Here is a 26969-nt window from a genome sequence, read left to right on the forward strand (position 1 = left end):
AAATTTAAAAATAACCTTTTATCCTTAATAATGTGCCATTCGACCTTTAATCAGGAAAGACCGGTTAATTAAACGAATAAATAAGGCGCCGGGGGCTACTCTCTTTATCTTTACCCTGCCTAAATTTTACATAATTAATACTCTGAAGCTATGAAGGTCTTATGTACCATTCTGATGTTCCTTGTGCTTTTCTCTATGTCTTCTTTTGATATGAGTAAAGCCTGTGAATATGCAGGGTCGAATATTGGGTACATCAAGTCCCAAACAGAACGCGCTCTTGCCGCGGAAGACATTAATTCTTCGCGTTTCTTTGCTTATAAAGCACTTAATGCCATTGAAAAATCGAAAGAGCAAATTGAAGCCTGCGGTTGCGATTATGCTAAAGAGAGTATTTATGAAGGTTTGGATAACCTAAAGAAAGCCACTAGAGTCTCTTCCTTAAACAGCGCTAAAATTCTTTTAGCACGAGCATTGGATAATTCTTCGGGAAGCCTAGAAGCTATAAGAGAACACGATGAACACCAGGGAAGTTTATATGCCAATGATATGCTTGTGATGAATACAAAAAATGCAGAAAAAGAAAAATTAAGTATGGTTATGCCAGTGGGCAAGGAATTGGAAAGAAAAATTGATCTGTCGCTTGTAAATTATCAAAATTCTCTGAATGAGGTTGTCATCAGTGTAGAATGCAAAGAGGCCTATGAGTTTGCAAGCAAAATTTATGCACATTGTGAACAGGAACTTCTAAAGCCGAATCTTAGCGAAGCGAAAAAGTATTACAATTTTAGAACACAACAAATTACGGCAATAGCACTTGACAAATTAAAGGATTGTAATAAATAGTGCGGAAGGATTTCCTAAGAGAACTATAAAAGTTTACCTATGCCCAAATCAACTATTTACTTGCAAACAGGGCAACGTCTTCTTCGGAAATTTCTGTACCCCCAAGTATAATCAGGCGTTCCACTACGTTTCTTAATTCACGAATATTACCTGTCCAATCATAACTTTTTAAAAGCTCAATAGCCTTTTTGGTAAACTTTTTGTCAACTATCCCTTGCTCAGAGGCAATTTTGGCAGTAAAATGATCTATTAGGAGCGGAATATCATCTCTTCTGTCATTTAAAGATGGTACATTTATGAGTATAACGGCCAAACGATGATAGAGATCTTCCCTAAATTTTCCTTCTGCAATTTCATGTTGAAGATCCTTGTTGGTTGCAGCTATTACACGCACATCAACTTTAATATCTTTGTCCGTACCAACCCTTGAAATTTTACTCTCTTGCAAGGCTCTAAGTACTTTGGCCTGAGCGGAAAGACTCATATCTCCAATCTCATCCAAAAAGATAGTTCCTTTATTCGCAGCCTCAAATTTACCTGCTCTATCCCTGATCGCCGAAGTAAAGGCCCCTTTTACGTGACCAAATAATTCGCTTTCAATCAATTCTGAAGGGATTGCCGCACAATTTACTTCAATAAATGGTCCTCTACTACGATCACTTTTTTCATGTAGCCAATGGGCCACAAGTTCCTTTCCGGTACCATTTGATCCGGTAATTAAAACTCTTGCATCTGTTGGCGCAACCTTATCTATCATCTCCTTGATAGTGGTAATTTCCTTACTTTGACCAATCATTTCATAGCCTTTACTAACTCTTTTCTTTAAGATCTTGTTTTCTTTAACAAGTTCCTTTTTATCCAGCGCATTCCGAACTGTAGTTAGAAGTCTGTTTAAATCTGGTGGTTTGGAGATGTAATCGAAAGCCCCCAACCTCATTGTATTTACAGCAGTATCCAAATCCCCATGTCCTGAAATCATTATAAAGGGTATTTCCGGTCTTATTTTTTTTGCTGCCTGTAAAACTTCAACCCCATCCATTTTAGGCATTTTTATATCACAAAGGGCAAGGTCATAGTCCGTTTTTTTAATCATTTCCAGACCACGTGAACCATCTTCTGCCTCATCCAATTCATACATTTCGCTTTCTTCAGATAAAATCTTAACTAAAACCCTGCGGATAGCTGCTTCATCTTCTATAACAAGTATTTTTGACATGTTTTTATTATTAAAAAATTGAAATTTTAAATCCCGCTTTCCAGTAAAGACTTCCAGCCTTTTTTTCAGTTAAGGTATATACTTTATCCCTCTTACTATTTCTCAGCAAACCTCGTTGGTTTATCGTAATTCCGCCAACTCCATAAAAAGACATACGCTTATTAATTTTATATTGGTAACCAACAGCGCCAACAATAGCCGAAAGAGAAACAGAGGATCCAAGCTCACCATCCGGCAAAAGAATGTCATTTTGCACATTTACAAAGTAACCGTCCAAAAATAGTGCCATTTGCAAGATGTGTTTATCTTTAATGTGATATTTTATATCCGTCCTTGGAATTCCCAGGGAGTACGACCAGGACCTGTGAAACCGTTTGTGATAGCTCACTAGAGGTAGGGGAAAAGGCAGACCGGTAGTACTATTATAAGTCAGGCCTAATATTAATCTAAAGGGTTTCTCAACATCCTTTTTCTCCTTCCACATAGTAGCAGTAAGGTTTAATAAAAAGTCATCTCCCTGAAGGCCATTTACCAAATTAGATGCTATTCTTGGAGTTACAATGCCCACAAATCGCCAGTCTTCATTGAATTTAAAAATATAACCCACATTAAGATCAATGACATAAAGGGTACTCAACTCACTGGAATCAAATGGATAATCCTGAGTGATATCAAAATCAATAATATTAAACTCACCCCCTAATACCAAATACTTATCTAAGCCAACCTTAATAGGAACATTTAGTAAAAATCGGTATCGCGATGCTGCATTACCCGTTTCTTCTTTCGGGAGCGAAGTATATTCAACTCTCAAAATATCCGTGCTTTGAGCAAAACAAATTCCACTTACTAAAAGTAAGAACCAGAATAATCCAATACGTTTTACCATCTTATTATTCTAGACTTACTATAACAATTCATCAATTAATATTAAGCTTTTATTTTTTAAATAAGTGAACATCTCTTTGAGGAAACGGGATTTTGATATTATTTTCCTGGAATTTAGAGTCAATTACATACCGGATTCTGCCTTTTATCTTTAACGCATTAAAACTGTCATTAATATAAAAATGGATTGAAAATAAAAGGCTGGAGTCCCAAACCTCTTCACGAATAAAATTCTCTACCTTGCCAGGTTTCTCATCTTGCATTATTAGTATTTTAGCCATCTGTACAGTTCTTTATAAGTAGGTTTTTTACCATACATTAAAATTCCCACCCGGTAGATTTTAGCAGCAAGCCATACGATAGCAATAAAAGTTACAATTAAGCATATAATGGATAGAATTACCTGCCACAATGGAACCCCGCCTTCTCCAATCCCTCCGGGTAAACGCATCAGCATAACAATTGGTGAGGTTAACGGAAATAGTGAAAACGCAACAGCAATAGGACCATTGGGGTTGCTAAATACGGAAAAGAATCCAACATAAATGGCCAACATTAAAGGAAGTATTATAGGAAAAATAAATTGCTGAGTATCTGTCTCGTTATCCACCGCTGCCCCAATAGCGGCATAAATTGAGCTATAAATTAAATATCCGAGAATAAAATACACCAAAAAAAGAGAAATAAGCATAAACCAAGGTATCTCCAGGAATTCGATTGCATACAATTGCATTGTATCTGGCGCTGGTGGTAAAGGCGAAATACTATTCATAGGATTCGGAGATGTGCCAGATTGATCACTCAGACCCGTCAGATCAATTCCAAAAACTAAAAAAACTACAAAAAGCAACAAGGATGCAGAAATTATCCAGATTGTAAATTGTGTTATTCCCGCTAAGGAAGTCCCGATAATTTTACCTAACATTAATTGAAATGGTTTTACTGATGAGATTATTACTTCAATAATACGACTCGTTTTCTCTTCAATAACACTGCGCATCACAAAACCACCGTAAATTATAATAAACATCATTATCAAATAACCAAAACCGCCCCCCACAAAGGCTTTCATTTCATTTATCCCCTTTAAATTCTGTTCTCCTGTGAAAGTTGCTATATTAATTTCGAATCTGTCATTTATTGTAGTAAATTCCTCTGTAGAAACCCCAATATCTATAAGTTTTCTTTGTCTTAAGCGTTCTTCAAATATATATTCCAAAGGATCCAGAACAGAACTATTTGGAGCTTCTTTTGAATAAAAGTAAGAACTTTGGGCTACCTCTTCAAGGTCGCTGTGATTAGGAATATGTAAAAGACCGGAAAAGCCAAGACTTAAAGTAGAATCCTTAGCGGCTTGCAATGACAAATCTTTAAAAAAAATATAGGAAGTTCTTTCGGTAGTATTAAAGTCATTAGAAAAATAATCACTTTCATTAAATACCGCAATTATTCTCTTCTGACTATCATTTACCTTGGTGAGATAAGCAACAAGCACGATCATTCCCACCATCAGTATGGGACTTAGAAAAGTCATGATCACAAATGATTTGTTTCGAACTTTGGCCAGATATTCGCGTTTAATGATAAGAGATAATTTATTCATGGTCATTTTTGCGTTGTACTGTTTGAATAAAAATATCATTAACGGTAGGGATGGTCTCTACAAAATTATTAATGACCGACTTTGAAGATAAAAATGTCAAAAAAGATCTGGTATCATCTGTGGGCAGTTGAACTGTAAAGTCTAACTGCTTTCTGTTCATATCATGGTGAGAATGGGATATATCAAATTTATCGGAAATCAGATCTAAAAAATTTTCTCCATTTTCCAATTCAAGCCCTACTCTAAACATATTGTTTTTGTACAGTTTTTTGATATCTTCAAGCCTGCCGTCCAAAATCTTTTCTGCATTATGCAACAAGGCGATATATTCGCATAGTTCTTCAACAGATTCCATTCTGTGAGTTGCAAAAATAATAGACGCCCCTTTTTCCTTTAGATTTATTATCTCATCCTTTATAATATTGGCATTTATAGGATCGAAACCACTAAAAGGTTCGTCAAAAATAAGGAGTTTAGGCTCATGAAGAACTGTTACAATAAACTGAATTTTTTGTGCCATACCTTTTGAGAGTTCCTGAATTTTCCTGTTCCACCAATCCCCTATCTCCAGTTTATCAAACCAATACTTAAGCTTCTGTTTGGCGTCAGATTTGCTCAATCCCTTAAGCTGGGCAAGATATAGTGCCTGCTCGCCAACCTTCATACTTTTATAGAGGCCTCTTTCTTCAGGAAGATAACCAATAAGTGCAATATGATGTGGTTGCAGTGGTTCTCCATCAAACATAACTTCACCGGAATCCGGATAGGTAATCTGATTTATTATCCTTAATAAAGTTGTTTTACCAGCGCCATTGGGGCCTAAAAGGCCGCAAATACTATTTTTTGGTATTGCCAGTGAAACATTGTTTAGTGCAAATTGGTTGCCAAATTTTTTAGTAACATTACTGGCAACAAGGATGTTATTCATTCAGGCAATTTTTGTTACATTTTGATTGTATAAGTAAAGTGTTCAAAATGAGTTTTGAGTTAAGTTAGAAAAAATTACAATTACAACGACTACAATATTATTAAGCTAACAAATCAGAATCTATTATCATTCCCTTTTTATAGGATTCAAAGATATAGAAATGCATTAAAATGGTTTTGTAATTCTTAACATTTTGTTTTGCACCTCATTGATTTGCCGATAAAAGCCTGTATCTATCATTCTTATTTTATATTCCTATAGTATATAAAGCGAAATAGAATCGAAATTTCTGATAAGATCAAAGATTGTCAATATAATATCCAGATAATTAATCGACTTATAATCAATTTTATAATAAAAAAGAGCAATGTTATATGTTGTCCAAACGCATAAAAAACAAAACCCACCCTTAAAAGAATTAAGGATGGGAAAAAAATTGCTATGAAAAAGAAAATTAATATTGGTTTCCCAATATTGATTCAAATATACGTTTTTTATTTAAAAAGAAAACTTTAATTCGTTAAGAGAACATATCCTTTACTTTTTCAAAAAAGGATTTATCTGATTTTTCAGGCTTAGGTTCAAAGTTCTCACTATGCTGCATCTTCTCAAAAAATTCACGTTGCTCCTTATTTAGTTCCTTTGGTGTCCAGACGTTTACATGCACCAAAAGGTCGCCTGTCCCATAACCATTGATACTGGAAATACCTTTTCCCCTTAATCTTAGAATCTTGCCCGACTGAATCCCGGATTCTAATTTAATGCGAACATGACCTGTTACAGTATCAATCTCCTTGGTGGTACCTAAAACCGCATCCGAAATACTTATGTATAAATCATAATGCAAATTATCACCTTCTCTTTTTAAGGATCCATGTTCGATTGTCTCTATGGCCACCAGCAAATCGCCTGCTATTCCATTACCAGGAGCTTCGTTACCCTTACCGGAAACTTTTAGCTGCATGCCTTCCTCTACACCGGGTGGTATTTTTATAGAAACTGTCTCTTCAACTATTTTCAAGCCCTGAGCGTCAGCATCACTTGGTCTATTATCTATTATTTGTCCACTTCCGCCGCAACTGCTGCAAGTAGCTGCCGTTTGCATCCTACCCAGAATTGTATTGGTTATTTTTGTTACCTGCCCTGCACCATTGCAAGTAGTGCAAGTTTTATAGGTCACGCCAGCAGCCTGCTTTTTGCGCTTCACTTTAACCTTTTTCTCTACACCATGAGCAATCTCTTCAAGGGTTAAACTAACACGAATTCTCAAATTGCTGCCTTTCATCCTGCGTTGACCACCGCTAAAACCTCCAAATCCTCCAAATCCACCGCCAAATGCACTGCCGAAAATATCACCAAATTGGCTAAAGATATCCTCCATATTCATACCTCCACCACCAAAACCGCCGCCTTCAAAAGCAGCATGCCCATATTGATCATATCTGGCTTTCTTATCCGGATCACTCAGAACTTCGTAAGCTTCTGCTGCCTTTTTAAACATTTCTTCTGCCTCGGGATCTCCCTGGTTTTTATCAGGGTGAAATTCTATCGCTTTTTTGCGATATGCTTTTTTAATCTCGGCTGCTGTGGCATTTTTGGAAATACTTAATATTTCGTAGAAATCCTGCTTCATAAGTCTTTTGTAAATTTAATTTCCAACAACCACTTTTGGATGTCGGATTATTTTATCTCCAAGTTTAAATCCCTTCTCAACAACATCTATGATTTTACCTTTTAACTTTTTGTGAGGGGCCGGAATCTGAGTAATTGCATCATGCACTTCGGCGTCAAAAGCATCGCCTTCTTTGGTTATTATCTCCTTTAATCCCTTAGACTTAAGAGTTTCTTTAAATTTGTTGCTAATAAGATCCACTCCTTTAAACGATTCTTTATCGGTAGACTTAGAAATTTCCTTTAGAGCCCTATCAAAATCATCCATGATAGGTAACAGGGCTACTATGACTTCCTGACCGGCAGTTTTAAAAAGGTCCATACGTTCTTTCGTAGTGCGTTTTTTGTAATTTTCAAACTCCGCAAAAAGTCTTAAAAACTTATCTTTTTCTTTATTCAGATCTTCCTGTAATTGTTCTTCAATGGATTTTATTTCCTCTGGGTGCTTATTTGGATCTGATACCAAATCCTGCTCATCCTGTATTTCCTGTTCTTCGGGTATCATTTCATTTATCTCTTCTGACTTATCTTTTTTATTCATTTAATATAGCTTTATATAAACCTCAAATTAGGATGGCAAAAGTACTGCCAATTCTTGAAAAATGTCAAAATGTCACAAAAAAAACATCCTGATTGAAGGATGTTCAAAAGTTATCTGCCGGGTTCTTTGTTAAAATCTATACATATTCTTTGGCCAATACATCATCCGGATTATCCTCATTAACTTCCTCTAAGTATATATTTTCCAGCGCTCTGCAAATATTATTAAATTTAAAATTAAAGCCTTTTTTTTCTATTTTTTTACTGCTCACACGCTGACTAACAAATAACAGATAAGACATCTCACCAAGGATAAGTCTCATTACAAATTGAGGTATATTGGGCAAAAACAAGGGTCTATCAAGGACCTTGGCCAATTCTTTAACCATTTTTGAGTTAGTAACAGGGTTTGGCGCAACGCCATTATAAATACCGGGCAATCTATTTTCAGCTACAAATAGGAGCATACGGGCCAGATCATTCACATGGATCCATGATTGCCATTGTCTACCTGAACCAAATGAAGCTCCTAAATATCTTCTAACCGCGCTGGCCATATTTGGCAAGGCTCCCCCTTCTGATGACAGAACGAGACCTATCCGTATTTTGGTAACAGTAACTTTAAGATCCTGAAATTTATCGATTTCCTTTTCCCAAATCTGAGTTACATCCCCTAAAAAGCTAGAATCTAAGCTTGTTTCTTCTTCGGTATAAAAATTAGATAAGGAATTTGGATAGATACCTATGGCAGATGCCGAAATAAATGATATTCTTTCTTCCAGATTCAGATTTTTAAGAGCAATATAAAGTGTCTTTAAGCTATCTACTCTACTTGATAGAATTTCTTTTTTATACGATTTAGTCCATCTTTTAGCAATAGTAGCCCCTGCCAGATTAATTATTGCTGTAACTCCTTCAAAACAATTTACATCTATCTCATTTATCTTTGGCTCCCAATAAAATCCGCGGTAATCCTTTTCATTTTTAATTTTTGACTTATCAGTAGTAAGATAATTTACTGAAATCCCTTTTTCACGACATAAATCGGTTAGCGCGCTCCCTATTAAACCAGTGGCCCCGGTGATTAAAACTTTCATCGCATAATTTTTGCCAAAGATATTGGTTTTTATACCCGTGGCAATCAGGTTTAATTTGGATTTAACAGTATCGTTTATGAATTATTGCTAAAATTAGTTTCTCCAGATACTTTGATGGCTCTCAGCATTTCCCTTTTGCCAGGTGGTCCGGGTAACCGTTCAACAATAAAACCAACGGCTTGCATGGCTCTTCTCACACTTCCTTTAGCCGAATAGGTTACCAAAACCCCATTTTCTTTAAGAGCATTGTACATCTTTTCAAAAATTATCTCTGTCCAAAGTTCTGGTTGTACCCTGGCTCCAAAGGCATCAAAATAAATAAGGTCGTAAAGATTACTGTCAGAAATTTCTCGGAAGTCCTTTTTTTGTTTGTTAAATGAAAAATGCGGCCTAACTACTATTTTGTTTTCCCAGGAACTTCTATGCATTTCCAAAAAGGCTTCTCTAAAAGCATCTGCTTTTAGAGTTTCGATGTAGTCTAATTGTGATATCTCCTCAATAGATATGGGATATGCCTCAATGCCGGTATAATCAACTATTTTGTTCTTCTTTTCGGCTTCAATCAAAGTAATAAGGGCATTAAGACCTGTTCCAAAACCAATCTCCAAAATACTTATGGCCTCATTGGTTAAATATGTAAAACCTTTATCGATGAAAACATGGTAAGCCTCATTTACTGCCCCGTGTATGGAATGATATTGCTCGTTCCAATCCTGTATTTGGATGGTTTTAGAACCATCTCCTGTCGTAATTATCTTTCTTATCAACTTATTGCCCTATTAGTACCCCATCTGCCTCAAACTCAAAAGTTTTTTTAGGTTCTTTAATCTGAGAAATATCTTCCTGGGATTTGCCAGCATCTTCGGCATAATGCTTTTGGTCATCAACACTCATGTTAGCTACAAAAGCAATTCCATTTACAACAACTTCCCTGCCCTCGATATCCTTGGGCACAAAAAAGCCATAATCTTTAAACTTCACCATTACTTCCTCTCCATTTTTCAAATTCAGTTTCATCCAGCAACCTTTAGATTTACAAACATCAGTAACTGTGGCTGAAAACTTTGTCTCCAATGTATCTGCATCCTTAAGTGACTGAAATTCATCTAGCATTTCTTCGCTTCCAATAGCACCTTTGAAGTCAATTAACTTGCCAAATGAAGCATAATTCTTTTCATTTTGGACATTTTCACTTTCCTCAGATAGCTTTTGTTTATTCTTACAACCCACTAACAGTACTAAAAACACAAGTAAAATGTTAAAACTTTTCATTATTAATAATATTTATGTCCCATCTGCAAAACTGGTGATTTTTCCTCGAAAAAAGAAGTCATGAAAGGTGATAATTGTTTAATTTTAATCCTGGAAAAAGTGACTTCAATGGATACAGTAGCAAAAAACCTGATAGTCGAGAAGGCTGAAACATCTAAGATTAGTAAGGTTAATTTTGATCATCTACCTTTTGGTGCGTATTTTACAGATCATATGTTCGTCTGTGATTATAGAAATGGTGCATGGGAAATTCCCAAAATAATTCCTTATCAGCCTTTGCAAATGGAACCTTCCTCCAGGGTATTTCATTATGGTCAGGCAGTTTTTGAAGGGATGAAAGCCTACAAGGATGATCAAGGTGGTGTTTGGTTATTTAGACCGGATGAAAACTACAGGCGTATAAATAAATCAAGTGTCCGTCTTGCAATGCCTGAATTTCCTGAAGAATATTTTTTTGACGGTCTTAAAAAGCTCTTACAATTAGATGAGGAGTGGATTAAACCAGGGGCAGGTAATTCTTTATATATCCGTCCTTTTGTTATAGCCACACAAGCAGGTATCATTGCCTCTCCCTCTGAAGAATATAAATTTATTATTATTTGCTCACCAGCACAATCCTACTACGGAGGTGAAGTAAGAGTAAAGATTGCCGAAAAATATAGCAGGGCCGCAGATGGTGGATTTGGTTTTACCAAAGCCGCCGGTAACTATGCGGGACAGTTTTATCCAACCAACCTTGCGAAGGAAGAAGGGTATCAACAAGTGGTTTGGACAGATGCCAGCACACATGAGTTCATTGAAGAGGCCGGTACCATGAATATCTTTATTCGACTAGATAACAAACTAATTACTTGTCCAACAGGTGATAGAATTTTGGATGGTATAACCAGAAAAAGCATCATTAAATTGGCAAAAGCCCGGGGAATTGAAGTAGAAATAAGACCTATAAAAGTGTCTGAACTGGTTAATGGCATAAAGAATAATTCTTTAAAAGAAATGTTCGGTAGTGGAACAGCAGCGGTGATTAATCCAATACTGGGCTTTGGCTATAAAGAAGAACGCTACGAATTACCAAAAATTGAAAATTCATATGCATCAATCCTAAAGCAACAACTATTGGATATACAATATAATAAGATTGAGGATAAGTTTGGATGGAGGTACAAGGTATAGTATTCCAATAAAACAAAAAGAAATGGGCACTAAAGTTTAGTGTCCGTTTTATTTATCCAGAATAGCCTGAATATTTGGTTTAAAATATTTTGGCCCTTTAAGCACTTTACCATCCTCCCTATAAATTGGCTTACCATCTTTTCCTAATTTACTCATATTGCTGCGCTGTATTTCTTCAAACACTTCTTCAATTTTATGTTGCATACCGTGTTCCAGAATAGTTCCACATAGAATATAAAGCATATCCCCTAAAGCATCTGCTACCTCTGCCAAATCATTGTTTTGTGCTGCCTCTAGATATTCCTTATTTTCTTCGTCCATAAGGTCAAATCTCAATTTGTTCTTTACAGCACCCAGATCAGCTTTCATAGATTGGGATACTCCTAGCCCAAAGGATTTATGAAAAATTTCAACAGAAGCAATTTTCTTTATCATGGTTTTTTTGTTTTAGTTTTGCGTAAAAATAATGAATATGTTTAGCACAGGACAACTAATATTTGCGGTAGTTTTTATTTTGTTATTCACATTGATCTTGATAATTTCTTATCGAAAAGACAAAAAACTTCACGCTAAAAATTACCGGGGGGTAAAGTGGGTAGGAATTGTGTTTATAATATTCGTAATATTCTTATTTTTAATTAAGTACATCCTCAAAAATTAACATATTTACTAAAAACACCACAAAAATGCGGTGATTGACAACATTATTGCTGTTTCATTCGTATAATACAAGAAAAGAAGTAATTTTGCGTTAACCAATTATATTATCATTCTAATAATGACCACTTTTTTAACAATTCTTTTTATTCTAATACTTTTGAATGCTGCACTTTTATTTTTTAGCGTATCTAATGCTGGACAGAGAGTGAATAAGTTAAAGAAAAGTATTTCAGAGCAATCATTAAGTAAAATTTATCCTCTGGATTTAAATCCAACCAATTACAAAAAAGCAATTTAGTTTTTTACCTTTAGGGTATGAAACAATTCTTACTTGTTTTTATTGGGGGTGGGTTTGGTAGCTTTCTTCGTTTTATTATTGGCAAAACCTTCAACGATTATTTTCATAATTTCTACCTAGGCACATTCCTGGTTAATATTATTGGTTGCCTAATAATTGGTTTTATTCTGGGTACATCAATGAAAGGAAATCTTCTTTCAAAAGATCAAATCCTGATTCTATCTACCGGCTTTTGCGGTGGATTTACTACTTTTTCAGCATTTACTTTAGAAAATCACGGATTGCTTGAATCCGGTCAATTACTACACTTTTCATTTTATACTTTAAGTAGTATTACAGTTGGCGTTCTCGCGGTTGTATTGGGACTTTGGCTCTCCAGATTAATATAACTACCACCGGTATTTAAATGCTATTTACCTTATTAACAGTAATTTATAAACCTCTTCATAATTGAAATAATAAGTAGGTTTTTTGGCTTTCCTACAAATTTAGTTAATACTCCCCCACAAAATCATCAAATAAACAAATTATTAACTTTTTAATAGTATACCCTCAAAATTAAAGGGGTTTAATTAAAATTTATATAAAAATTACATAACCACCCCAAACTTTTATGGGGTGTTAATTATTTTAATATATATTTGCCGCGATCAACAATAAAATTTAAAAATGAAAAAAGTTGAAGCAATTATTAGAAAATCCAAATTTGATGATGTTAAAAAAGCACTTCATGAAATTGAGGTAAATTTCTTTAGTTACTGGGATGTAACTGGAGTAGGAAATGAAAAACAAGGACATGTCTATCGGGGTATTTCATACAGTACCACAGACATCCAAAGAAGGTATCTGGAAATCGTCGTGTCCGATGAATTTCTTGAAAGAACAATAAACACGGTACTGGAAGCCGCCTATACAGGAAATGTAGGTGATGGAAAGGTCTTTGTTTCTGATGTCTTACAAGCTTTTCGAATAAGAACCAAGGAAAACGGCCAGGCCGGAATCAACTAAAAAGTCACTAACTAATACTTAAAAGAAATGGAAGCAGGATTATTTACAGCTAATAATGTTTGGATGATGGTATGTACCGCCCTTGTATTTTTTATGCATACAGGGTTCGCCTTTTTAGAAATTGGCCTCACCAGACAAAAAAACACAATTAATATACTTTTTAAAAACATCTTTATTATTACAGCAGGACTACTATTGTATTATATAGGTGGTTTTAATTTAATGTATCCCGGTTTTGAAGAAGGCTCGATGGGTATTTTCGAATTTGCCGGTTTTGGTATTGACCCTCCGGCAAATGGAATGACAGCTGAATACGCCGATGGAGGTTACACCTGGTGGACAGATTTCTTGTTCCAGGGAATGTTTGCAGCCACAGCGGCAACAATTGTATCAGGAGCGGTTGCCGAACGTATTAAAATAGGTCCTTTTATGATTTTTACAATCATTTATGTAGGTCTTATATACCCTATAGCCGGTTCCTGGCAATGGGGTGGCGGATTCCTTTCTTCATTAGGAGGAGAAGAAGGAGGAGGCTTTTATGATTTTGCAGGATCTACTCTGGTACATTCAGTTGGTGGATGGGGAGCTTTAATAGCAATTTATCTTTTGGGAGCCAGAATAGGCAAATTCAGTAAGGACGGGAAACCAAATGCTATCCCGGGACATAGTATTCCAATGGCTACAGCGGGCGTTTTAATACTTTGGTTGGGCTGGTTTGGGTTTAACGGTGGCTCTGTTTTATCTGCAGACCCAGCTGCTACATCACTTGTACTTGTGACTACCTGTTTGGCCGCAGCGGCTGGCGGTATTGCATCCGCAGCATTATCTACAATTATGTATAAGAATATGGACCTAACTATGTTCCTAAACGGAATATTGGGAGGCCTGGTAGGTATAACAGCAGGTGCTGACCTTATGTCGCCAACCGAGGCAGTAATTATAGGTCTTATAGCTGGTATGATAATTGTCCTTGGTGTGGCTCTAATTGATAGGATTCGATTAGATGACCCTGTTGGAGCGGTTACCGTACACCTTATTTGCGGAATCTGGGGAACACTTGCAGTAGGCATATTTGGAGATTTAGCCGGAGGGCAACAGTTAATATATCAATTAACCGGAATTGCTTCAGTGGGAGTATTCTGCTGTATCTCGGCCTTCATAATCATTTTTGCGCTTAAGAAAACAGTAGGAATAAGAGTCCCAAAAGAGGAAGAAATAGACGGGCTGGACCTGGCTGAACATGGAATGGATGCTTACGCCGACTTTAGAATGAGTGAACAGTAATAAGATGAAAAGCTAACGGAGCGTTTGGCAGAACGCTCCGTTATAAAACATTTTCAATAAAATCAATTTAAATATCATTTAACGTTCTCCTTGACAGGAAACTAAAAACATTGAATTATGAAAACATTTACAAATACAAGTTACATAAAAAATTTACTTCTTTTAGCATTGTTATTGCTTGGCAAAGCTTCTTTTGCACAGGATGTTGAAGTAATTGTAGTTGAAGAAGAAGAAGAGAAAAAGAAATTCTCTTTTAGTGGATCCGCAGATGGCTACTTCAGGGCAAATTTTAATGGCCTTAACAAAGTAATACCAGTCGATGCTGGTGGATCTGTTGGACCAACCGCGCCCGGAACTTCATTTGCAAACAGACCTGGTTTTGCACTGGGTATGGTTAATTTAATAGGAACTTATGAAGGCAAAAAAGTAGGGGTGGTTGCTGATTTAGTTTTTGGCCCAAGAGGTGAAGAAGCAGTTTTCGGCTCACCGGTTGGCTCTGCAAATATTATTAACCAGCTGTATGTTTACTGGAATGTTAGTGAAAAAACCACTCTAACTTTTGGAAATTTCAACACTTTTCTAGGGTATGAGGTTATCTCGCCTACTGGTAACTTTAACTACAGTACTTCCTATATGTTTTCATACGGACCCTTTTCGCATGCCGGTATAAAAGCCGATTTTGATCTTGGGAACGATTGGTCCGCTATGGTAGCAATTATGAATCCAACCGATTTTACAGATATTAACCCCTTTAGTGAATATACTTTTGGAGCCCAAGTTGGCTATTCCGGTCAATTCTTAAATTTTATTTATGGAAAACAAGGTTTCAATGAAACCATTGTTACTGGTGTTCCTACGGATACTGATATTAAAGGACTTTTCCAAATTGACTATACCGGTGGTTTTGACATAGGTGATTCATTTTTTCTTGGAATAAATGCCACTTACCAGGATACTGATGGCGTTGGTTTTTATGGCGCGGCTTTATATCCTCAATATACCACATCAGATACATTTACTATTGGTTTGAGAGGTGAATATTTTAAAGAAATGGGTGATTTTGGTGCAATTGGAACCGGAGTTGATGATTCCGATGTTTTTGCTATAACCCTTTCGGGAAATGTGACAATTGGTGATTACCTCACGTTTATTCCTGAAATAAGATTAGACAGTGCATCTGATGATGCATTTATAAATAATGATTTAGAAGCATCTAAAAGCCTATCCTCTTTCTTATTGGCTGCTGTATTTGCTTTCTAGATAGAAAAATTAGTTTGGTTTGTTTTGTTTAGTTAAATAAATGCCGGCCCCGATGGTAACACATCGGGGCTTAATTATTTGACTTTTGTTTAAAGCTTTTCACCCCTGCTTTAATTTCGGTGTTAAGGTTATTTCTTTTTGGGACAATAGGACAGGAGTATTTCTTATTATATGCACAATATGGGTTATAAGCCCTGTTAAAATCGAGTATAATAGAATTTCCTTCAGGAATAGCTAAATCCAGATAACGACCACCGGCGTAAGTCTCTTCGCCATTCGTATTATCCAAAAAAGGCAGAAAGAGATAATCTTTAAATTCTTCCGTTTCCATCAACTCCAGGTTTTGGTAAACTTCCAGACTGTATTTTTTACCTTTTAAAGTAAATTCTGCTACCCCGTATAGCACTTCTTCAGAAAGGCGATCAGTGGTAGTTGGCATCATAAAAGGAATTGCATCTGCCGTTCTCTCCAGGGAAGCTATTACTCTAAATGAAGTATCGGGCTTAAAGAAATCTAATCCCTCAAAATCTTTTCGATACCTGTCAGGCAGTGGAGAAGTATCCGGGTTTTTGAATTCTTCATTGAGTTCCTTTTGAAATAAGACGATCTCCTTAACTATTTCCGAATTTTGGGCAACTATATCCGTCTTTATAGTGTCGTGATATTTACGCTTATCCACGCATCCCAAAATGCCGACATATAAACTAATGATTCCAAGTAAAAGATTTTTTTTCATAAACACATAATTCGTTCAAAAATACAACATCTCTTTTTTTATATATTTTTACTTTTCAAGACTTAATATGAACAGATCATTAATTCTCAGCGTGGTAAAAGCATTTCTTTATCTAAGGAAACGATGCTGCTATGTTTAGAATCAATACTATTTTAAAGATTGTAGCCTGGCAAGAATGTCAGGCTTTTTTATGATTTAGACAGAATGAAATCGGTATATATTAGCTATATAAATTCATTTAAAGGATTATCCAAAGAGGTTTGGTGGCTGTCTTTAATTACCCTTATTAACAGAGCGGGGACCATGGTCATTCCATTTTTGTCACTTTATCTTACCCAGGATCTCGGTTTCACATTGGAAAATGTAGGTATTATCATGAGTTGTTTTGGATTAGGATCGCTTATAGGTGCCTGGCTGGGAGGGAAATTAACAGATATGTTCGGCTCATACCCGGTGATGCTGGTAAGTCTTAGTTTGACAGGTATGCTTTTTATAATACTACAATACCTTGATTCATTTTGGGCAATTTGTGGAGGTATTTTTGTGTTAATGATCATTGCGGACGCATTCAGACCCGCAACATTTGTGGCACTAAGCGCATATAGTAAGCCTGAAAACAAAACCAGATCCGTAACTCTTATCCGTCTTGCAATAAATCTTGGATTTTCTGCCGGACCAGTACTTGGCGGTCTAATTATTGGCACCTTAGGTTACTCTGGGTTATTTTGGGTAGATGGTCTTAGCTGTATCGCCGCAGGTATATTGTTATTAGTACTCCTGAATCCTAAAAAGGCTAAAGTCCTTGATAGCGTTGAAAATAAAATTCCGTTATCTGCATATAAAGATATGCCGTATTTGGTGTTTATTATTGCAATGGTGCTGTTCGGATTCATATTTGTGCAGTACTTTTCTACAATCCCAATTTACTATAACGATGTGCACGCATTAAATGAAACTAAGATAGGTCTACTATTAGCCATGAATGGTTTCCTAATATTTGTATTTGAAATGCCCCTTATAAAGTTTTTAGAAACAAGGTCTTCATCTAAAATAACCAATATGATAATTGGTTTAATGCTAGTTACTTTCAGTTTTGTAATACTAACTTTCACCACATGGATTGGTATCCTTGTTATAGGGATGTTTTTGATGACACTTGGAGAAATGATAGCGTTCCCATTCTCTAATGCATTTGCCATGGATAGGGCAAAAAGAGGCAGACAAGGAGAGTATATGGCTCTTTATAGTATTTCCTTTTCAATCTCTCACATTTTCGCACATAATTCGGGGATGATTTCCATTGCCAGGCTAGGTTATCAAACCACCTGGTATTTGGCCACTTTTGTAGGTTTACTTGGCATTTTGCTACTTTTGTTATTGAAAAAATTACTTCTAAGAAATTCCCTAAAGTAAAATCTATGAATAAATTTCTCTCCCTCTTGTGCATTTTAGGTTTGGTTTCAGGATGCTTCGACAAAAAGAATCATTCCAAAACTTCAGGTAACATTCTTACAAGAAATATTGAATTACATCCTGATAATTATAATGTTGCCTTTTTAATTATGGATGGCACATATAATACAGAATTTACTGCCCCATATGATATTTTTCAGCACACCAAATACAGAGAAGGTATTAAGGCCATGAATACTTTTACGGTGGCTAATACTTTAGAGCCAATTACTACTTTTGAGGGACTGCGCATTTTACCTGATTTTAATTACTTAAGGGATTCCCTTCCGCCTATAGATATACTGGTAATTCCCAGTGCAGAACACCATCTGGATACCGATTTAAAAGATAGGGCCATGCTTAATTTTGTAAAAAGGGTCGACAAGAATGCGCTATTTATGACTTCACATTGTGATGGTGCTTTTGTTCTGGCAAAAGCCGGCTTGTTAGACAAGGTTACCTCCACAACTTTTCCGAGCGACATTGCAAAATACAAGCATATGTTTCCTCTTCTAAAAGTGAAAGACAGTGTACTGTTTGTACATGACGGTAAATACATTACCTCTGCAGGTGGTGCGAAAAGCTTCGAGGCCTCTTTATATCTATGCGAGTACCTTTATGGAAAAGAAGTAGCAAAGTCTATTGCCAAAGGATTAGTAATTGATTGGGACCTTAATGCAATTACAAAATCTATTCCTCAATAATGGCATCATAACGAGATCCCTCTAAGTACTTATTTACTATAGCATTGAACTCGGGCATAATTCTCAATAGTGCTGTATTATCTAATGAATATAGGCGTGTCTTGTCCTCATAGCCATTTTTTAACAATTCTTCCAGATAAAATAAGGCCGTACCAAAATCTTCGTATTTAGAACTATCCGAAATTATTTTTAAATAATACTGATATGCCTTTGGCTCTGCAATTGTTTTCAACATCCAGAGAAAACTTAATGCCTCATCATTAACTACCGGATACCCCATTTCAATATCTATGTTATCTTCGATAAGTGCATTGAGATATCCCAATAATCGTTTTCCCATTTGTCGTTCAAAAGGATCCGGCTTATTATCATATTTTTTGAGTTCCGTCATCTGATAATTCCACCATCCCAGATTATTGTAATTCAGAGCAGATAAATCATCAATTAAATTATAGTTATAATCCTCTTTTATAAATAATTCCTGAAGAAGAACATTATTAAAAAGCCGTCTTTGAGCTCTATAGGACTTATCTTTTGTTAGATTTTTCTCTTTCTCCCTTAATGAATCAACTTCAAGGTGCGGTCTGTAAACAGAAATGATTTCATTGAGGAGGTTATTAGCAGGCAACATCTGATTCGAATCTAATAGCTTTTGAAACTCAGCCAAATTTTGGCGATAATTATTCATGACAAATTCATCATTTTTAGCGACATTCCCTTTAGCTATAGCCGAAAGTGTAAGTATCTTTAATGCCTTGTCTATAAGGCTATAATCAGTCCATCGATCACCTCCATCAAACACCAATAAATTATTTGGGAATTTCATTTTGTTCAACAATTCCCTGCCCTGTAACATTTGAGTGTAATTGTAATCTTCATTACCAACAATTCCGATAAAATGAAATGGATTTTTATCGTCTACTAATTCAACACTTGCCACGAAAGATCCACATGATATCACTCCCTTTACCTGCTTTATAAAAAAGGGAACTAAAGATGCAAATTTTGCTCCGGATGTAAACCCGGCAGTATAAAATCTATTGCTATTCACAGGTAAAAGTGCTGCAACTTCCTGAAACATCCTACTCGCGATTAAAACATTTTTAGAAATTGAAAGTGTGTCGCTAATATCGTTAGACGAAGCAAGTAGAAATCCGTTTTCTTCTGCGGCTTCCTTAAAAATATTTAACACCTGACTATTTTTGCCATCCATATCAAAAACAAATATGATCGGCCAGGTGCCCTTACCATCAAACTTTTTTGGAAGATATAATTTATATGTTTCGGAGATTGAATCGTTGATGCGGATAGAATCTATAATCCTTCCCTTTTTAAATACTGCTTGCCTTGTTTGTGAACTGCCTGTATAAGCCAAGCATACAAATAAAAGAAGAAATAAAACTCGCTTCATATTTCTGAAATAATCAAAAACCTGGCCAAAATAGTTGAGAATTCTACAAATGCTCAAAGTTGTACTGAAAACCTTTCAAAGTGAATAGCGAATACATACTTATTGACCTATAAGTTAAATTAAGTAATTAAATCCCTCAACAACAAATATTCAAAACTTTTTATTTCCTAAATCCGGATGTCCAGTTATAAAATGCTGCTGAATCGATAACTTTTTATATAATTTCTTAAAAAAGATATTAATTCTGAATTGAATTACTTTCATTAAATCTAATTCAGCCCGTAATGGAGTTAACTCTTTTACAATATTTAAGCCTCAATTAACGAACTTTACTTAAGTCGCTTTATTGGTGCATCAGAAACCACATCAGACAGAATAATATGTGTCCTGGTTTCCCCATATCTAATGAGTTCATCAATTAATCTTTCAAGATGAGTCTGATCCTTTAGAACTACCTCCATTATAATATTCTCATCACCCGTAATCCGGTAACAATTTATAACTTCCTCCAGGGTTTTAACCATCTCAAGAAAAGGTTTCAATTTACCCATAAAAGCTCTTAATGTAATAATGGCCTTTAGTTGGTAACCTGCCAGGTTATACGATACTTTCGCATTAAAACCTTCGAGAATTCCGAGGTCTTCCATTTTTTTGACGCGCTCCGCCACTGCCGGGGGAGTAAGCCCTACTTCCCTTCCAATATTGGACATCGACAGCCTTGAATTCTCTTGCAGAAGTTTAAGGATGCGCCAGTTTAAGTCATCAATCTTGTTATTCAAAGTAAATTGTCTTATTTAATATTATTTATAAAGCTAAGTTACAAAATTACTTTATATTTTAAATAAGATATCTAAAATTTGGACGTAACTTTATTCTAGAATTTTTGCTTAAAGAGAAAATGCCCTACAAAAACTTAAGAACCTTACCGGTTTACAGAAAAGCAATAGAACTCTGCACTATGAGCAGAGAAATTGCCTCGTTTGTTTCCCAGAACAAAGATTTACTGAAATTGTACCAATCCAATAGTTTAAGAGATCATATTGCAGATTCTCTATTAACTGATGCCATTTTAATCCCACAGCAGATTGCGCGAGCAGAATCTTCTGAATCATATGCCGTTCGAATGAAAAGTGCTTCATTTATCAATATTATGATCCGGAACATAATCTCCTATTGTAACGGACTTGAAAATGATGGATTAAAAGAGAAAGAATATGTGGATTTACTCCGTCAGGAAATTCAGATTTTCAGAAGATCCTTTAAGAAATGGAGAAAGTCCATTGGTAAAAATGGTGGCGGATCAAGTTGGGGATTCAATGATTATATGCACTAAGCAAGTCCCTTAAGGCATATATATCTTCACTGAATATTCATTCCGGATTATTCCTGGAATAACTTTACATATTTCTTCTATACTGGCCTCCTACTTCAAATAATGCATGTGTAATTTGTCCTAATGAACAAACTTTAGTGACCTCTAAAAGTTTTTCAAATAAGTTTTCATTCTTTATAGCTGTTTCCTGTAATTCTTTCAACTGCTTTTGAGCAATTAGTTTATTTCGTATTTGCAAACCTTGTAAAGTATTGATTTGTTGTTGTTTTTCATTTTCTGTAGCACGAATAACCTCAGCTGGTAGTATGGTAGGAGATCCTGAAGAGCTTAAAAAAGTGTTTACACCTATTATTGGATATTCACCAGTGTGTTTCAGCATTTCATAATGCATACTCTCTTCCTGAATTTTTGATCGTTGATACATAGTTTCCATTGCACCTAAAACACCACCACGCTCGGTAATTCTGTCAAATTCAAGTAGAACAGCCTCCTCTACAAGATCCGTCAGTTCTTCAATAATAAATGATCCTTGTAGTGGATTTTCATTTTTGGTAAGACCTAATTCCTTGTTAATAATCAATTGAATGGCCATTGCCCTTCTAACTGATTCTTCCGTTGGTGTGGTAATAGCCTCATCGTATGCATTGGTATGCAATGAATTACAATTGTCATAAATAGCATATAGGGCCTGTAATGTAGTTCTAATATCATTAAAATCAATCTCCTGGGCATGCAAACTGCGACCCGATGTTTGTATATGATATTTTAACATTTGCGCCCTTGAATCTGCATCATATTTGACTTTCATGGCCTTAGCCCAAATCCGCCTGGCAACTCTTCCTATTACTGCATACTCAGCATCTATTCCATTGGAAAAGAAAAACGACAAGTTTGGACCAAATTTGTTAATATCCATCCCCCGGCTAAGGTAATATTCAACATAGGTAAAACCATTTGACAACGTAAAAGCCAATTGGGTAATAGGATTTGCCCCCGCCTCTGCTATGTGGTAACCCGAAATCGATACAGAATAAAAATTCCTAACGTCATTGAGAATAAAATATTCCTGAACGTCACCCATAAGTCTCAGTGCGAATTCTGTTGAAAAGATACAGGTGTTTTGTGCCTGATCCTCTTTCAGTATATCTGCCTGGACTGTTCCCCTGATTGTTTTTAAAGTCTCCTGTTTAATGTTTCTGTAAACCTCAGGGCGAAGTACTTTATCTCCGGTTATTCCCAGTAAAAAAAGACCAAGGCCGTTATTTCCTTCCGGTAGTGGACCCTGATATTTTGGCCTATTTTTTGAATCTCCTTTATAAAGTGTTTTGATTTTTAATTCTACATCTTTCTCAAGACCATTTTGATGTATATACTTCTCGCAGTTTTGATCAATTGCAGCATTAATAAAGTAACCCAATAGCATTGGTGCTGGTCCATTTATGGTCATACTAACTGATGTCATGGGATCACTCAGGTCAAAACCGGAATATAACTTTTTGGCATCGTCCAGACAGCAAACAGATACCCCCGCATTCCCTATCTTTCCATAAATATCGGGTCTGTGATCAGGATCATTGCCATAGAGTGTCACCGAATCGAATGCAGTGGATAATCTCTTGGCAGACATATCAAGGCTTACATAATGAAACCTTCTGTTTGTGCGTTCAGGTCCTCCTTCACCGGCAAACATCCGTGTGGGATCTTCACCCATCCTTTTAAAGGGGTAAAGTCCGGAAGTATATGGAAATTCCCCTGGCACATTCTCTTGTAATTTCCATTGAAGCAGGTCGCCCCACGCTTTATACTTTGGTAAAACCACTTTGGGAATTGCAAGGCCTGATAGTGACTTGACATGTGTATCTATACTTATCTCTTTTCCTCTAACTTTAAAAACATATTTAGTGTCTTTATACTTATTTACAAAACTATCCCAGCTAAGTATTATCTCCCAGTTATAAGGGTCAAAATTGAGTTTTACCCGTTCAAATTCAACTAATAAAAGTTGAATTAAATTATCTTTTTCTCCTTCCCCTGAAATATCCAAACCGGAAGCTTCTATCCCCGAACTGGTTAACTTTGGCGGAGTTATGGAAAGACCTCCTATTGTTTTATAAATTCCATATAATTGCTGGGCTACTTCAACCTGATGTGATACTTTAGTATCATAAGTTTTAATACTTTCCGCAATCTCCGAAAGATATCTTGTCCTGGATGGCGGTACAACAAATACCTTTTGATCCATTTCCTGGCTGATCACTAAGGTTGATGCAAGATCTGCATTTGCTTTTTCTGTTAATTGTTGCATAACCGCTTTGTATAAACGATTCATACCGGGGTCATTAAATTGTGAAGCTATAGTGCCAAATATCGGTAATGTCTCAACATCTGTTTCCCATAGTCCTTGATTTCGTGCATATTGTTTCCTTACATCTCTTAAGGCATCCGGAGCTCCTCTTTTATCAAATTTATTTATAGCAACAAGATCAGCAAAATCAAGCATATCAATTTTTTCAAGCTGAGTTGCAGCACCAAATTCAGGTGTCATAACATAAAGGGAAACATCGCTATGCTCAATAATTTCCGTGTCTGATTGGCCAATGCCCGAGGTTTCAAGAATAATCAGATCAAAGGCAGCTGTTTTTAGTACTTCAACAGCCTCATTTACATATTTGGATAATGCCAAATTGGATTGTCGTGTTGCCAGGGATCTCATATACACCCGATCATCATTGATTGCATTCATTCGGATCCGGTCTCCCAAAAGAGCTCCTCCTGTTTTTCTTTTAGAAGGATCAACAGATATCAAACCAATAGATTTCTCTGGGAAGTCCCTTAAAAAACGCCTGACCAGCTCGTCAACTAAACTAGATTTTCCCGAACCCCCTGTACCTGTGATTCCCAAAACAGGGACATCTTTTTTATCCCGGCGAATTCCGGAAAAGAGTTCTTCAAATTCAGAAGGCCTGTTTTCTGCGAGACTTATCAGCCGTGCAATAGTCTTTGGCTGTTTTTTCTTTAAAGCTTTTATCAGATTAGTTCCACTGTCCAGTTTTAAGTCGGGAACCGGGGTATCACTTTGTGATACAAGATCATTTATCATACCTTGTAATCCCATTGTTCTGCCATCATCCGGTGAATATATCCTGGTAATCCCATATTTCATCAAGGCTTCTATTTCCACTGGTAGAATTACACCTCCGCCACCACCAAATATCTTAATATGACCAGCTCCATGCTCCTTTAAAAGGTCATACATATATCTAAAATATTCATTATGGCCGCCCTGATAAGAGGTTATTGCTATGGCATTGACATCTTCTTGTATAGCGCAATTTACTACCTCATCAACACTTCTGTCGTGGCCTAAATGAATGACCTCTACTCCTGTAGATTGAATAATGCGTCGCATAATGTTAATAGCTGCATCGTGACCATCAAACAGAGAAGCCGCGGTAACGACTCTTATTTTATTCTTTGGTTTATAGATTTTATTTTGTTCCATTGATAATTTTTGGACTTCTTTAGGTCCGCAATTTACGGAAAATGCAAAAAATATTACCTTGCAATCAGAACTTTATAAAAATCATTAGTTTCACCAAGCCTCTGTTAATAATATTATAATTTTATAGGCTTAAATAAATCATTTTGAGAAACACAATTCTTATTCACTGTCCGGATCAATCGGGTATAATTAACGCTATAACCGGGTTTATACACAATAAAGGAGGAAATGTCGTTTACCTGGACCAGCATGTCGATGAGGAGCTCGGTGTTTTTTTTATGCGTCTGGAAAGTGAGTTTTCAAATAATGCGATTGTATTTTCTAAGTTCAAAGAAGAGTTTGGGTTGAAATTGGCGATCCCATATGAGATGCAATGGAGTATACATCCCGGAAACCTAAAACCGAGAATGGCCATTTTTGTATCCAAATACAACCACTGCCTTTATGACCTCCTCAGTCGTTATAAATCTGGTGAACTAGAGGTAGATATCCCTTTCATATTAAGTAATCACGAAGACACTAAACATATTGCCGAACAATTTGAAATTCCATTCTACTTTATACCTGTAACCAAGGAATCCAAAGGCGAGGCTGAAATGAAACAATTAGAATTGTTAAAGTCACATAAGACAGATTTTATAGTATTGGCTCGTTATATGCAAATAATAAGCAGTAAAATTATAGACCATTTTCCAAATAAAATCATCAACATTCACCATTCCTTTCTTCCTGCGTTTGCCGGAGCTAAACCTTATCATGCTGCATTTGCACGAGGCGTGAAAATCATTGGAGCAACCAGCCATTATGTTACGGAAGCTCTGGATGCCGGACCCATAATTGAGCAAGATGTTACAATGGTATCTCACTCTCACCGGGTAAAAGACTTTATTGCCAAAGGACGTGATCTCGAAAAAATTGTACTTTCCAGGGCCGTTCAGCTTCACGTAAACAGGAAAACAATGGTTTATAATAATAAAACAGTAATTTTCTCATAACCCCAAAGTAAAAGCCCTTTTTACCCCGCATATTATTTAGTATATTAACAGAATAATATTTTACAAAGATTAAGGCTTATGGTTAAAATAGCGGTTTTAGGTCCAATACCAAGAGATACCATCTATACGCACCAGGAGGAGGTTATACAAAAATATGGTTGTGTGACACATCCTGTAATTGCTTTGTCAAAACTATTGGGAGAGGAAGGAACTGTTATTCCAATCACCAATGTACATCAGAAAGATTTTGATCCCATTCTGGAAGTGTTTAAACCTTATTCAAATATTGACACTTCTCATATTGGAAGTGAGGAAGATAGAGGCACTGTTATAGAATTGAGGTTTATAGATCAAAATAATCGATTAGAGAAACAAACATCATGTATGAGGCCCATTTTGCCAAAAGATATTTCAGATTTGGATGATGTTGATGCGTATGTTTTTGTTCCTATCACAGACTTTGAAATTTCCCTTAGTACGCTTAGTTATATTAAAAAGCTTAAAAAGGGGTTGATAATCTTTGATGCCCATGGCCCAACTACTACAATGAGTATGACCGGAGATCGATATCGAAAATTTTGGGTGGATATGGATGAATGGCTTCCACATATTGATGTTCTTAAAATGAATCTTGAAGAATCTCAGGCGTGTTGGTTCAAAAGCGAATATGAGTATGAGGAAATGACGAGTTATGAAGAAGATAAAACCGATCATTTGGATGCAATGGCAGAGCACGTACTGTCAAAAGGGGTCACTTATTTTTATGTTACGCTGGATTCTAGAGGCTGCGTTGTGTATTACCGGGAAGACGATACTACTGTGAAAAAATTTATAAAATCTGTTTTTATGAAAGATGTTGTAGATACTACAGGATGCGGGGATTCTTTTGCGGGAGGTCTGGCCTATGGGTTTTCTTTTTACAAAGACCCCGTTAAAGCCGCGCAATATGCAAATACCCTTGGAGCCCTGCGAACACAAGGAAAAACTTTTGATGTTTTTAAAAACAAAACAGAAACCGAGAAGTTAATTTCCGATCACTATTAAATATTCGATGGGGATTCCTAAGTCATCAATTATTTATCCAATTAACGTCAG

Annotated in this window: 26 protein-coding genes; 11 read left to right on the forward strand and 15 right to left on the reverse strand. The window is 36.1% G+C overall.

Annotated features, from left to right (window positions below; all coding sequences use genetic code 11):
- Window positions 1-150: 150 nt before the first annotated feature.
- A complete protein-coding gene (locus tag Q0X66_RS04325; RefSeq protein WP_297703560.1) occupies window positions 151-843 on the forward strand; it encodes a hypothetical protein in 693 nt (230 codons plus the stop codon).
- Between the two features lie 52 nt (window positions 844-895).
- On the opposite strand, the gene Q0X66_RS04330 is transcribed toward Q0X66_RS04325, so the two are convergent.
- The 10 genes from Q0X66_RS04330 to Q0X66_RS04375 form a co-directional block, all read right to left on the reverse strand.
- Window positions 896-2059: a sigma-54 dependent transcriptional regulator gene (locus tag Q0X66_RS04330; RefSeq protein ID WP_297703562.1), complete on the reverse strand. Its 1164-nt coding sequence runs from the start codon at window positions 2057-2059 to the stop codon at window positions 896-898.
- 10 nt (window positions 2060-2069) lie between these two features.
- The gene (locus Q0X66_RS04335; protein ID WP_297703564.1) at window positions 2070-2948 is read right to left on the reverse strand and encodes a DUF6268 family outer membrane beta-barrel protein; all 879 of its coding nucleotides are present in this window, start codon (window positions 2946-2948) and stop codon (window positions 2070-2072) included.
- Window positions 2949-2997: 49 nt separating this feature from the next.
- The gene (locus tag Q0X66_RS04340; RefSeq protein ID WP_297703566.1) at window positions 2998-3228 is read right to left on the reverse strand and encodes a hypothetical protein; all 231 of its coding nucleotides are present in this window, start codon (window positions 3226-3228) and stop codon (window positions 2998-3000) included.
- A complete protein-coding gene (locus Q0X66_RS04345; RefSeq protein WP_297703568.1) occupies window positions 3213-4550 on the reverse strand; it encodes an ABC transporter permease in 1338 nt (445 codons plus the stop codon). Before Q0X66_RS04345 ends, Q0X66_RS04340 begins: the two co-directional genes overlap by 16 nt.
- Complete coding sequence (locus tag Q0X66_RS04350) at window positions 4543-5478, reverse strand: ABC transporter ATP-binding protein (RefSeq protein ID WP_297703570.1); 936 nt, start codon at window positions 5476-5478, stop codon at window positions 4543-4545. The genes Q0X66_RS04345 and Q0X66_RS04350 overlap by 8 nt, the downstream gene beginning before the upstream one ends.
- Before the next feature lie 520 nt (window positions 5479-5998).
- Entirely contained in the window at window positions 5999-7111 is a 1113-nt protein-coding gene (gene dnaJ / locus Q0X66_RS04355; protein WP_297703572.1) for a molecular chaperone DnaJ, read from the reverse strand.
- 15 nt (window positions 7112-7126) lie between these two features.
- Window positions 7127-7690, reverse strand: coding sequence for a nucleotide exchange factor GrpE (locus Q0X66_RS04360; RefSeq protein ID WP_297703574.1), 564 nt, complete (start codon window positions 7688-7690; stop codon window positions 7127-7129).
- A 136-nt stretch (window positions 7691-7826) separates the two neighbouring features.
- Window positions 7827-8786, reverse strand: a complete 960-nt coding sequence (locus Q0X66_RS04365; protein ID WP_297703576.1) for a TIGR01777 family oxidoreductase — start codon at window positions 8784-8786, stop codon at window positions 7827-7829.
- A gap of 74 nt (window positions 8787-8860) precedes the next feature.
- Window positions 8861-9553 (reverse strand): tRNA (5-methylaminomethyl-2-thiouridine)(34)-methyltransferase MnmD, encoded by a 693-nt coding sequence (gene mnmD / locus Q0X66_RS04370; RefSeq protein ID WP_297703578.1) that lies wholly within the window; start codon window positions 9551-9553, stop codon window positions 8861-8863.
- A 1-nt stretch (window position 9554) separates the two neighbouring features.
- Window positions 9555-10058: a DUF4920 domain-containing protein gene (locus Q0X66_RS04375; RefSeq protein WP_297703581.1), complete on the reverse strand. Its 504-nt coding sequence runs from the start codon at window positions 10056-10058 to the stop codon at window positions 9555-9557.
- Between the two features lie 60 nt (window positions 10059-10118).
- Between Q0X66_RS04375 and Q0X66_RS04380 the strand changes: the two genes are divergently transcribed.
- Window positions 10119-11231, forward strand: a complete 1113-nt coding sequence (locus Q0X66_RS04380; protein WP_297703583.1) for a branched-chain amino acid aminotransferase — start codon at window positions 10119-10121, stop codon at window positions 11229-11231.
- Between the two features lie 48 nt (window positions 11232-11279).
- Here the strand turns inward: Q0X66_RS04380 and Q0X66_RS04385 are convergent, their stop codons facing one another.
- A complete protein-coding gene (locus Q0X66_RS04385) occupies window positions 11280-11666 on the reverse strand; it encodes a nucleoside triphosphate pyrophosphohydrolase family protein (RefSeq protein ID WP_297703585.1) in 387 nt (128 codons plus the stop codon).
- 540 nt (window positions 11667-12206) lie between these two features.
- Between Q0X66_RS04385 and crcB the strand changes: the two genes are divergently transcribed.
- The 4 genes from crcB to Q0X66_RS04410 all read left to right on the forward strand — a co-directional run bounded on the left by crcB (window position 12207) and on the right by Q0X66_RS04410 (window position 15741).
- A complete protein-coding gene (crcB, locus tag Q0X66_RS04395) occupies window positions 12207-12578 on the forward strand; it encodes a fluoride efflux transporter CrcB (RefSeq protein WP_297703589.1) in 372 nt (123 codons plus the stop codon).
- A 280-nt stretch (window positions 12579-12858) separates the two neighbouring features.
- On the forward strand, window positions 12859-13197 hold the full coding sequence (locus tag Q0X66_RS04400; RefSeq protein WP_297703591.1) for a P-II family nitrogen regulator: 339 nt from the start codon (window positions 12859-12861) through the stop codon (window positions 13195-13197).
- A gap of 27 nt (window positions 13198-13224) precedes the next feature.
- Window positions 13225-14481 (forward strand): ammonium transporter, encoded by a 1257-nt coding sequence (gene amt / locus Q0X66_RS04405; protein ID WP_297703593.1) that lies wholly within the window; start codon window positions 13225-13227, stop codon window positions 14479-14481.
- Window positions 14482-14598: 117 nt separating this feature from the next.
- Window positions 14599-15741: an outer membrane beta-barrel protein gene (locus tag Q0X66_RS04410; protein ID WP_297703595.1), complete on the forward strand. Its 1143-nt coding sequence runs from the start codon at window positions 14599-14601 to the stop codon at window positions 15739-15741.
- A 70-nt stretch (window positions 15742-15811) separates the two neighbouring features.
- On the opposite strand, the gene Q0X66_RS04415 is transcribed toward Q0X66_RS04410, so the two are convergent.
- Window positions 15812-16477, reverse strand: a complete 666-nt coding sequence (locus Q0X66_RS04415; protein WP_297703597.1) for a DUF1684 domain-containing protein — start codon at window positions 16475-16477, stop codon at window positions 15812-15814.
- 204 nt (window positions 16478-16681) lie between these two features.
- Between Q0X66_RS04415 and Q0X66_RS04420 the strand changes: the two genes are divergently transcribed.
- Entirely contained in the window at window positions 16682-17890 is a 1209-nt protein-coding gene (locus Q0X66_RS04420; RefSeq protein ID WP_297703599.1) for an MFS transporter, read from the forward strand.
- Window positions 17891-17895: 5 nt separating this feature from the next.
- Complete coding sequence (locus tag Q0X66_RS04425; protein WP_297703601.1) at window positions 17896-18633, forward strand: DJ-1/PfpI family protein; 738 nt, start codon at window positions 17896-17898, stop codon at window positions 18631-18633.
- On the opposite strand, the gene Q0X66_RS04430 is transcribed toward Q0X66_RS04425, so the two are convergent.
- Together Q0X66_RS04430 and Q0X66_RS04435 are read right to left on the reverse strand one after the other, a co-directional pair.
- Complete coding sequence (locus Q0X66_RS04430) at window positions 18620-20044, reverse strand: alpha/beta hydrolase (protein WP_297703603.1); 1425 nt, start codon at window positions 20042-20044, stop codon at window positions 18620-18622. The genes Q0X66_RS04425 and Q0X66_RS04430 overlap by 14 nt on opposite strands.
- A 329-nt stretch (window positions 20045-20373) precedes the next feature.
- On the reverse strand, window positions 20374-20823 hold the full coding sequence (locus Q0X66_RS04435; RefSeq protein WP_297703605.1) for an Lrp/AsnC family transcriptional regulator: 450 nt from the start codon (window positions 20821-20823) through the stop codon (window positions 20374-20376).
- Between the two features lie 179 nt (window positions 20824-21002).
- On the opposite strand from Q0X66_RS04435, the gene Q0X66_RS04440 reads away from it, so the two are divergent.
- Window positions 21003-21377 (forward strand): hypothetical protein, encoded by a 375-nt coding sequence (locus Q0X66_RS04440; protein WP_366938666.1) that lies wholly within the window; start codon window positions 21003-21005, stop codon window positions 21375-21377.
- A gap of 64 nt (window positions 21378-21441) precedes the next feature.
- Here Q0X66_RS04440 and Q0X66_RS04445 read toward each other — a convergent pair whose 3' ends face one another.
- Window positions 21442-24879 (reverse strand): methylmalonyl-CoA mutase family protein, encoded by a 3438-nt coding sequence (locus tag Q0X66_RS04445; protein ID WP_297703609.1) that lies wholly within the window; start codon window positions 24877-24879, stop codon window positions 21442-21444.
- Window positions 24880-25022: 143 nt separating this feature from the next.
- On the opposite strand from Q0X66_RS04445, the gene purU reads away from it, so the two are divergent.
- Together purU and Q0X66_RS04455 are read left to right on the forward strand one after the other, a co-directional pair.
- Window positions 25023-25874, forward strand: a complete 852-nt coding sequence (gene purU, locus Q0X66_RS04450; RefSeq protein WP_297703611.1) for a formyltetrahydrofolate deformylase — start codon at window positions 25023-25025, stop codon at window positions 25872-25874.
- 78 nt (window positions 25875-25952) lie between these two features.
- Window positions 25953-26918, forward strand: coding sequence for a carbohydrate kinase family protein (locus Q0X66_RS04455; RefSeq protein ID WP_297703613.1), 966 nt, complete (start codon window positions 25953-25955; stop codon window positions 26916-26918).
- Window positions 26919-26969 lie beyond the last annotated feature (51 nt).

This window comes from uncultured Eudoraea sp., from assembly GCF_947260015.1.
Classification (GTDB): Bacteria; Bacteroidota; Bacteroidia; order Flavobacteriales; family Flavobacteriaceae; genus Eudoraea.

What these genes read in the sequence shown, in the direction of transcription:
- Q0X66_RS04325 (WP_297703560.1), top strand. Translation starts at nt 151, where the DNA reads ATGAAGGTCTTATGTACCATTCTGATGTTCCTTGTGCTTTTCTCTATG.
- Q0X66_RS04330 (WP_297703562.1), bottom strand. Translation starts at nt 2,059, where the DNA reads ATGTCAAAAATACTTGTTATAGAAGATGAAGCAGCTATCCGCAGGGTT.
- Q0X66_RS04335 (WP_297703564.1), bottom strand. Translation starts at nt 2,948, where the DNA reads ATGGTAAAACGTATTGGATTATTCTGGTTCTTACTTTTAGTAAGTGGA.
- Q0X66_RS04340 (WP_297703566.1), bottom strand. Translation starts at nt 3,228, where the DNA reads ATGGCTAAAATACTAATAATGCAAGATGAGAAACCTGGCAAGGTAGAG.
- Q0X66_RS04345 (WP_297703568.1), bottom strand. Translation starts at nt 4,550, where the DNA reads ATGAATAAATTATCTCTTATCATTAAACGCGAATATCTGGCCAAAGTT.
- Q0X66_RS04350 (WP_297703570.1), bottom strand. Translation starts at nt 5,478, where the DNA reads ATGAATAACATCCTTGTTGCCAGTAATGTTACTAAAAAATTTGGCAAC.
- dnaJ (WP_297703572.1), bottom strand. Translation starts at nt 7,111, where the DNA reads ATGAAGCAGGATTTCTACGAAATATTAAGTATTTCCAAAAATGCCACA.
- Q0X66_RS04360 (WP_297703574.1), bottom strand. Translation starts at nt 7,690, where the DNA reads ATGAATAAAAAAGATAAGTCAGAAGAGATAAATGAAATGATACCCGAA.
- Q0X66_RS04365 (WP_297703576.1), bottom strand. Translation starts at nt 8,786, where the DNA reads ATGAAAGTTTTAATCACCGGGGCCACTGGTTTAATAGGGAGCGCGCTA.
- Q0X66_RS04375 (WP_297703581.1), bottom strand. Translation starts at nt 10,058, where the DNA reads ATGAAAAGTTTTAACATTTTACTTGTGTTTTTAGTACTGTTAGTGGGT.
- Q0X66_RS04380 (WP_297703583.1), top strand. Translation starts at nt 10,119, where the DNA reads ATGAAAGGTGATAATTGTTTAATTTTAATCCTGGAAAAAGTGACTTCA.
- Q0X66_RS04385 (WP_297703585.1), bottom strand. Translation starts at nt 11,666, where the DNA reads ATGATAAAGAAAATTGCTTCTGTTGAAATTTTTCATAAATCCTTTGGG.
- crcB (WP_297703589.1), top strand. Translation starts at nt 12,207, where the DNA reads ATGAAACAATTCTTACTTGTTTTTATTGGGGGTGGGTTTGGTAGCTTT.
- Q0X66_RS04400 (WP_297703591.1), top strand. Translation starts at nt 12,859, where the DNA reads ATGAAAAAAGTTGAAGCAATTATTAGAAAATCCAAATTTGATGATGTT.
- amt (WP_297703593.1), top strand. Translation starts at nt 13,225, where the DNA reads ATGGAAGCAGGATTATTTACAGCTAATAATGTTTGGATGATGGTATGT.
- Q0X66_RS04410 (WP_297703595.1), top strand. Translation starts at nt 14,599, where the DNA reads ATGAAAACATTTACAAATACAAGTTACATAAAAAATTTACTTCTTTTA.
- Q0X66_RS04415 (WP_297703597.1), bottom strand. Translation starts at nt 16,477, where the DNA reads ATGAAAAAAAATCTTTTACTTGGAATCATTAGTTTATATGTCGGCATT.
- Q0X66_RS04420 (WP_297703599.1), top strand. Translation starts at nt 16,682, where the DNA reads ATGAAATCGGTATATATTAGCTATATAAATTCATTTAAAGGATTATCC.
- Q0X66_RS04425 (WP_297703601.1), top strand. Translation starts at nt 17,896, where the DNA reads ATGAATAAATTTCTCTCCCTCTTGTGCATTTTAGGTTTGGTTTCAGGA.
- Q0X66_RS04430 (WP_297703603.1), bottom strand. Translation starts at nt 20,044, where the DNA reads ATGAAGCGAGTTTTATTTCTTCTTTTATTTGTATGCTTGGCTTATACA.
- Q0X66_RS04440 (WP_366938666.1), top strand. Translation starts at nt 21,003, where the DNA reads ATGAGCAGAGAAATTGCCTCGTTTGTTTCCCAGAACAAAGATTTACTG.
- Q0X66_RS04445 (WP_297703609.1), bottom strand. Translation starts at nt 24,879, where the DNA reads ATGGAACAAAATAAAATCTATAAACCAAAGAATAAAATAAGAGTCGTT.
- Q0X66_RS04455 (WP_297703613.1), top strand. Translation starts at nt 25,953, where the DNA reads ATGGTTAAAATAGCGGTTTTAGGTCCAATACCAAGAGATACCATCTAT.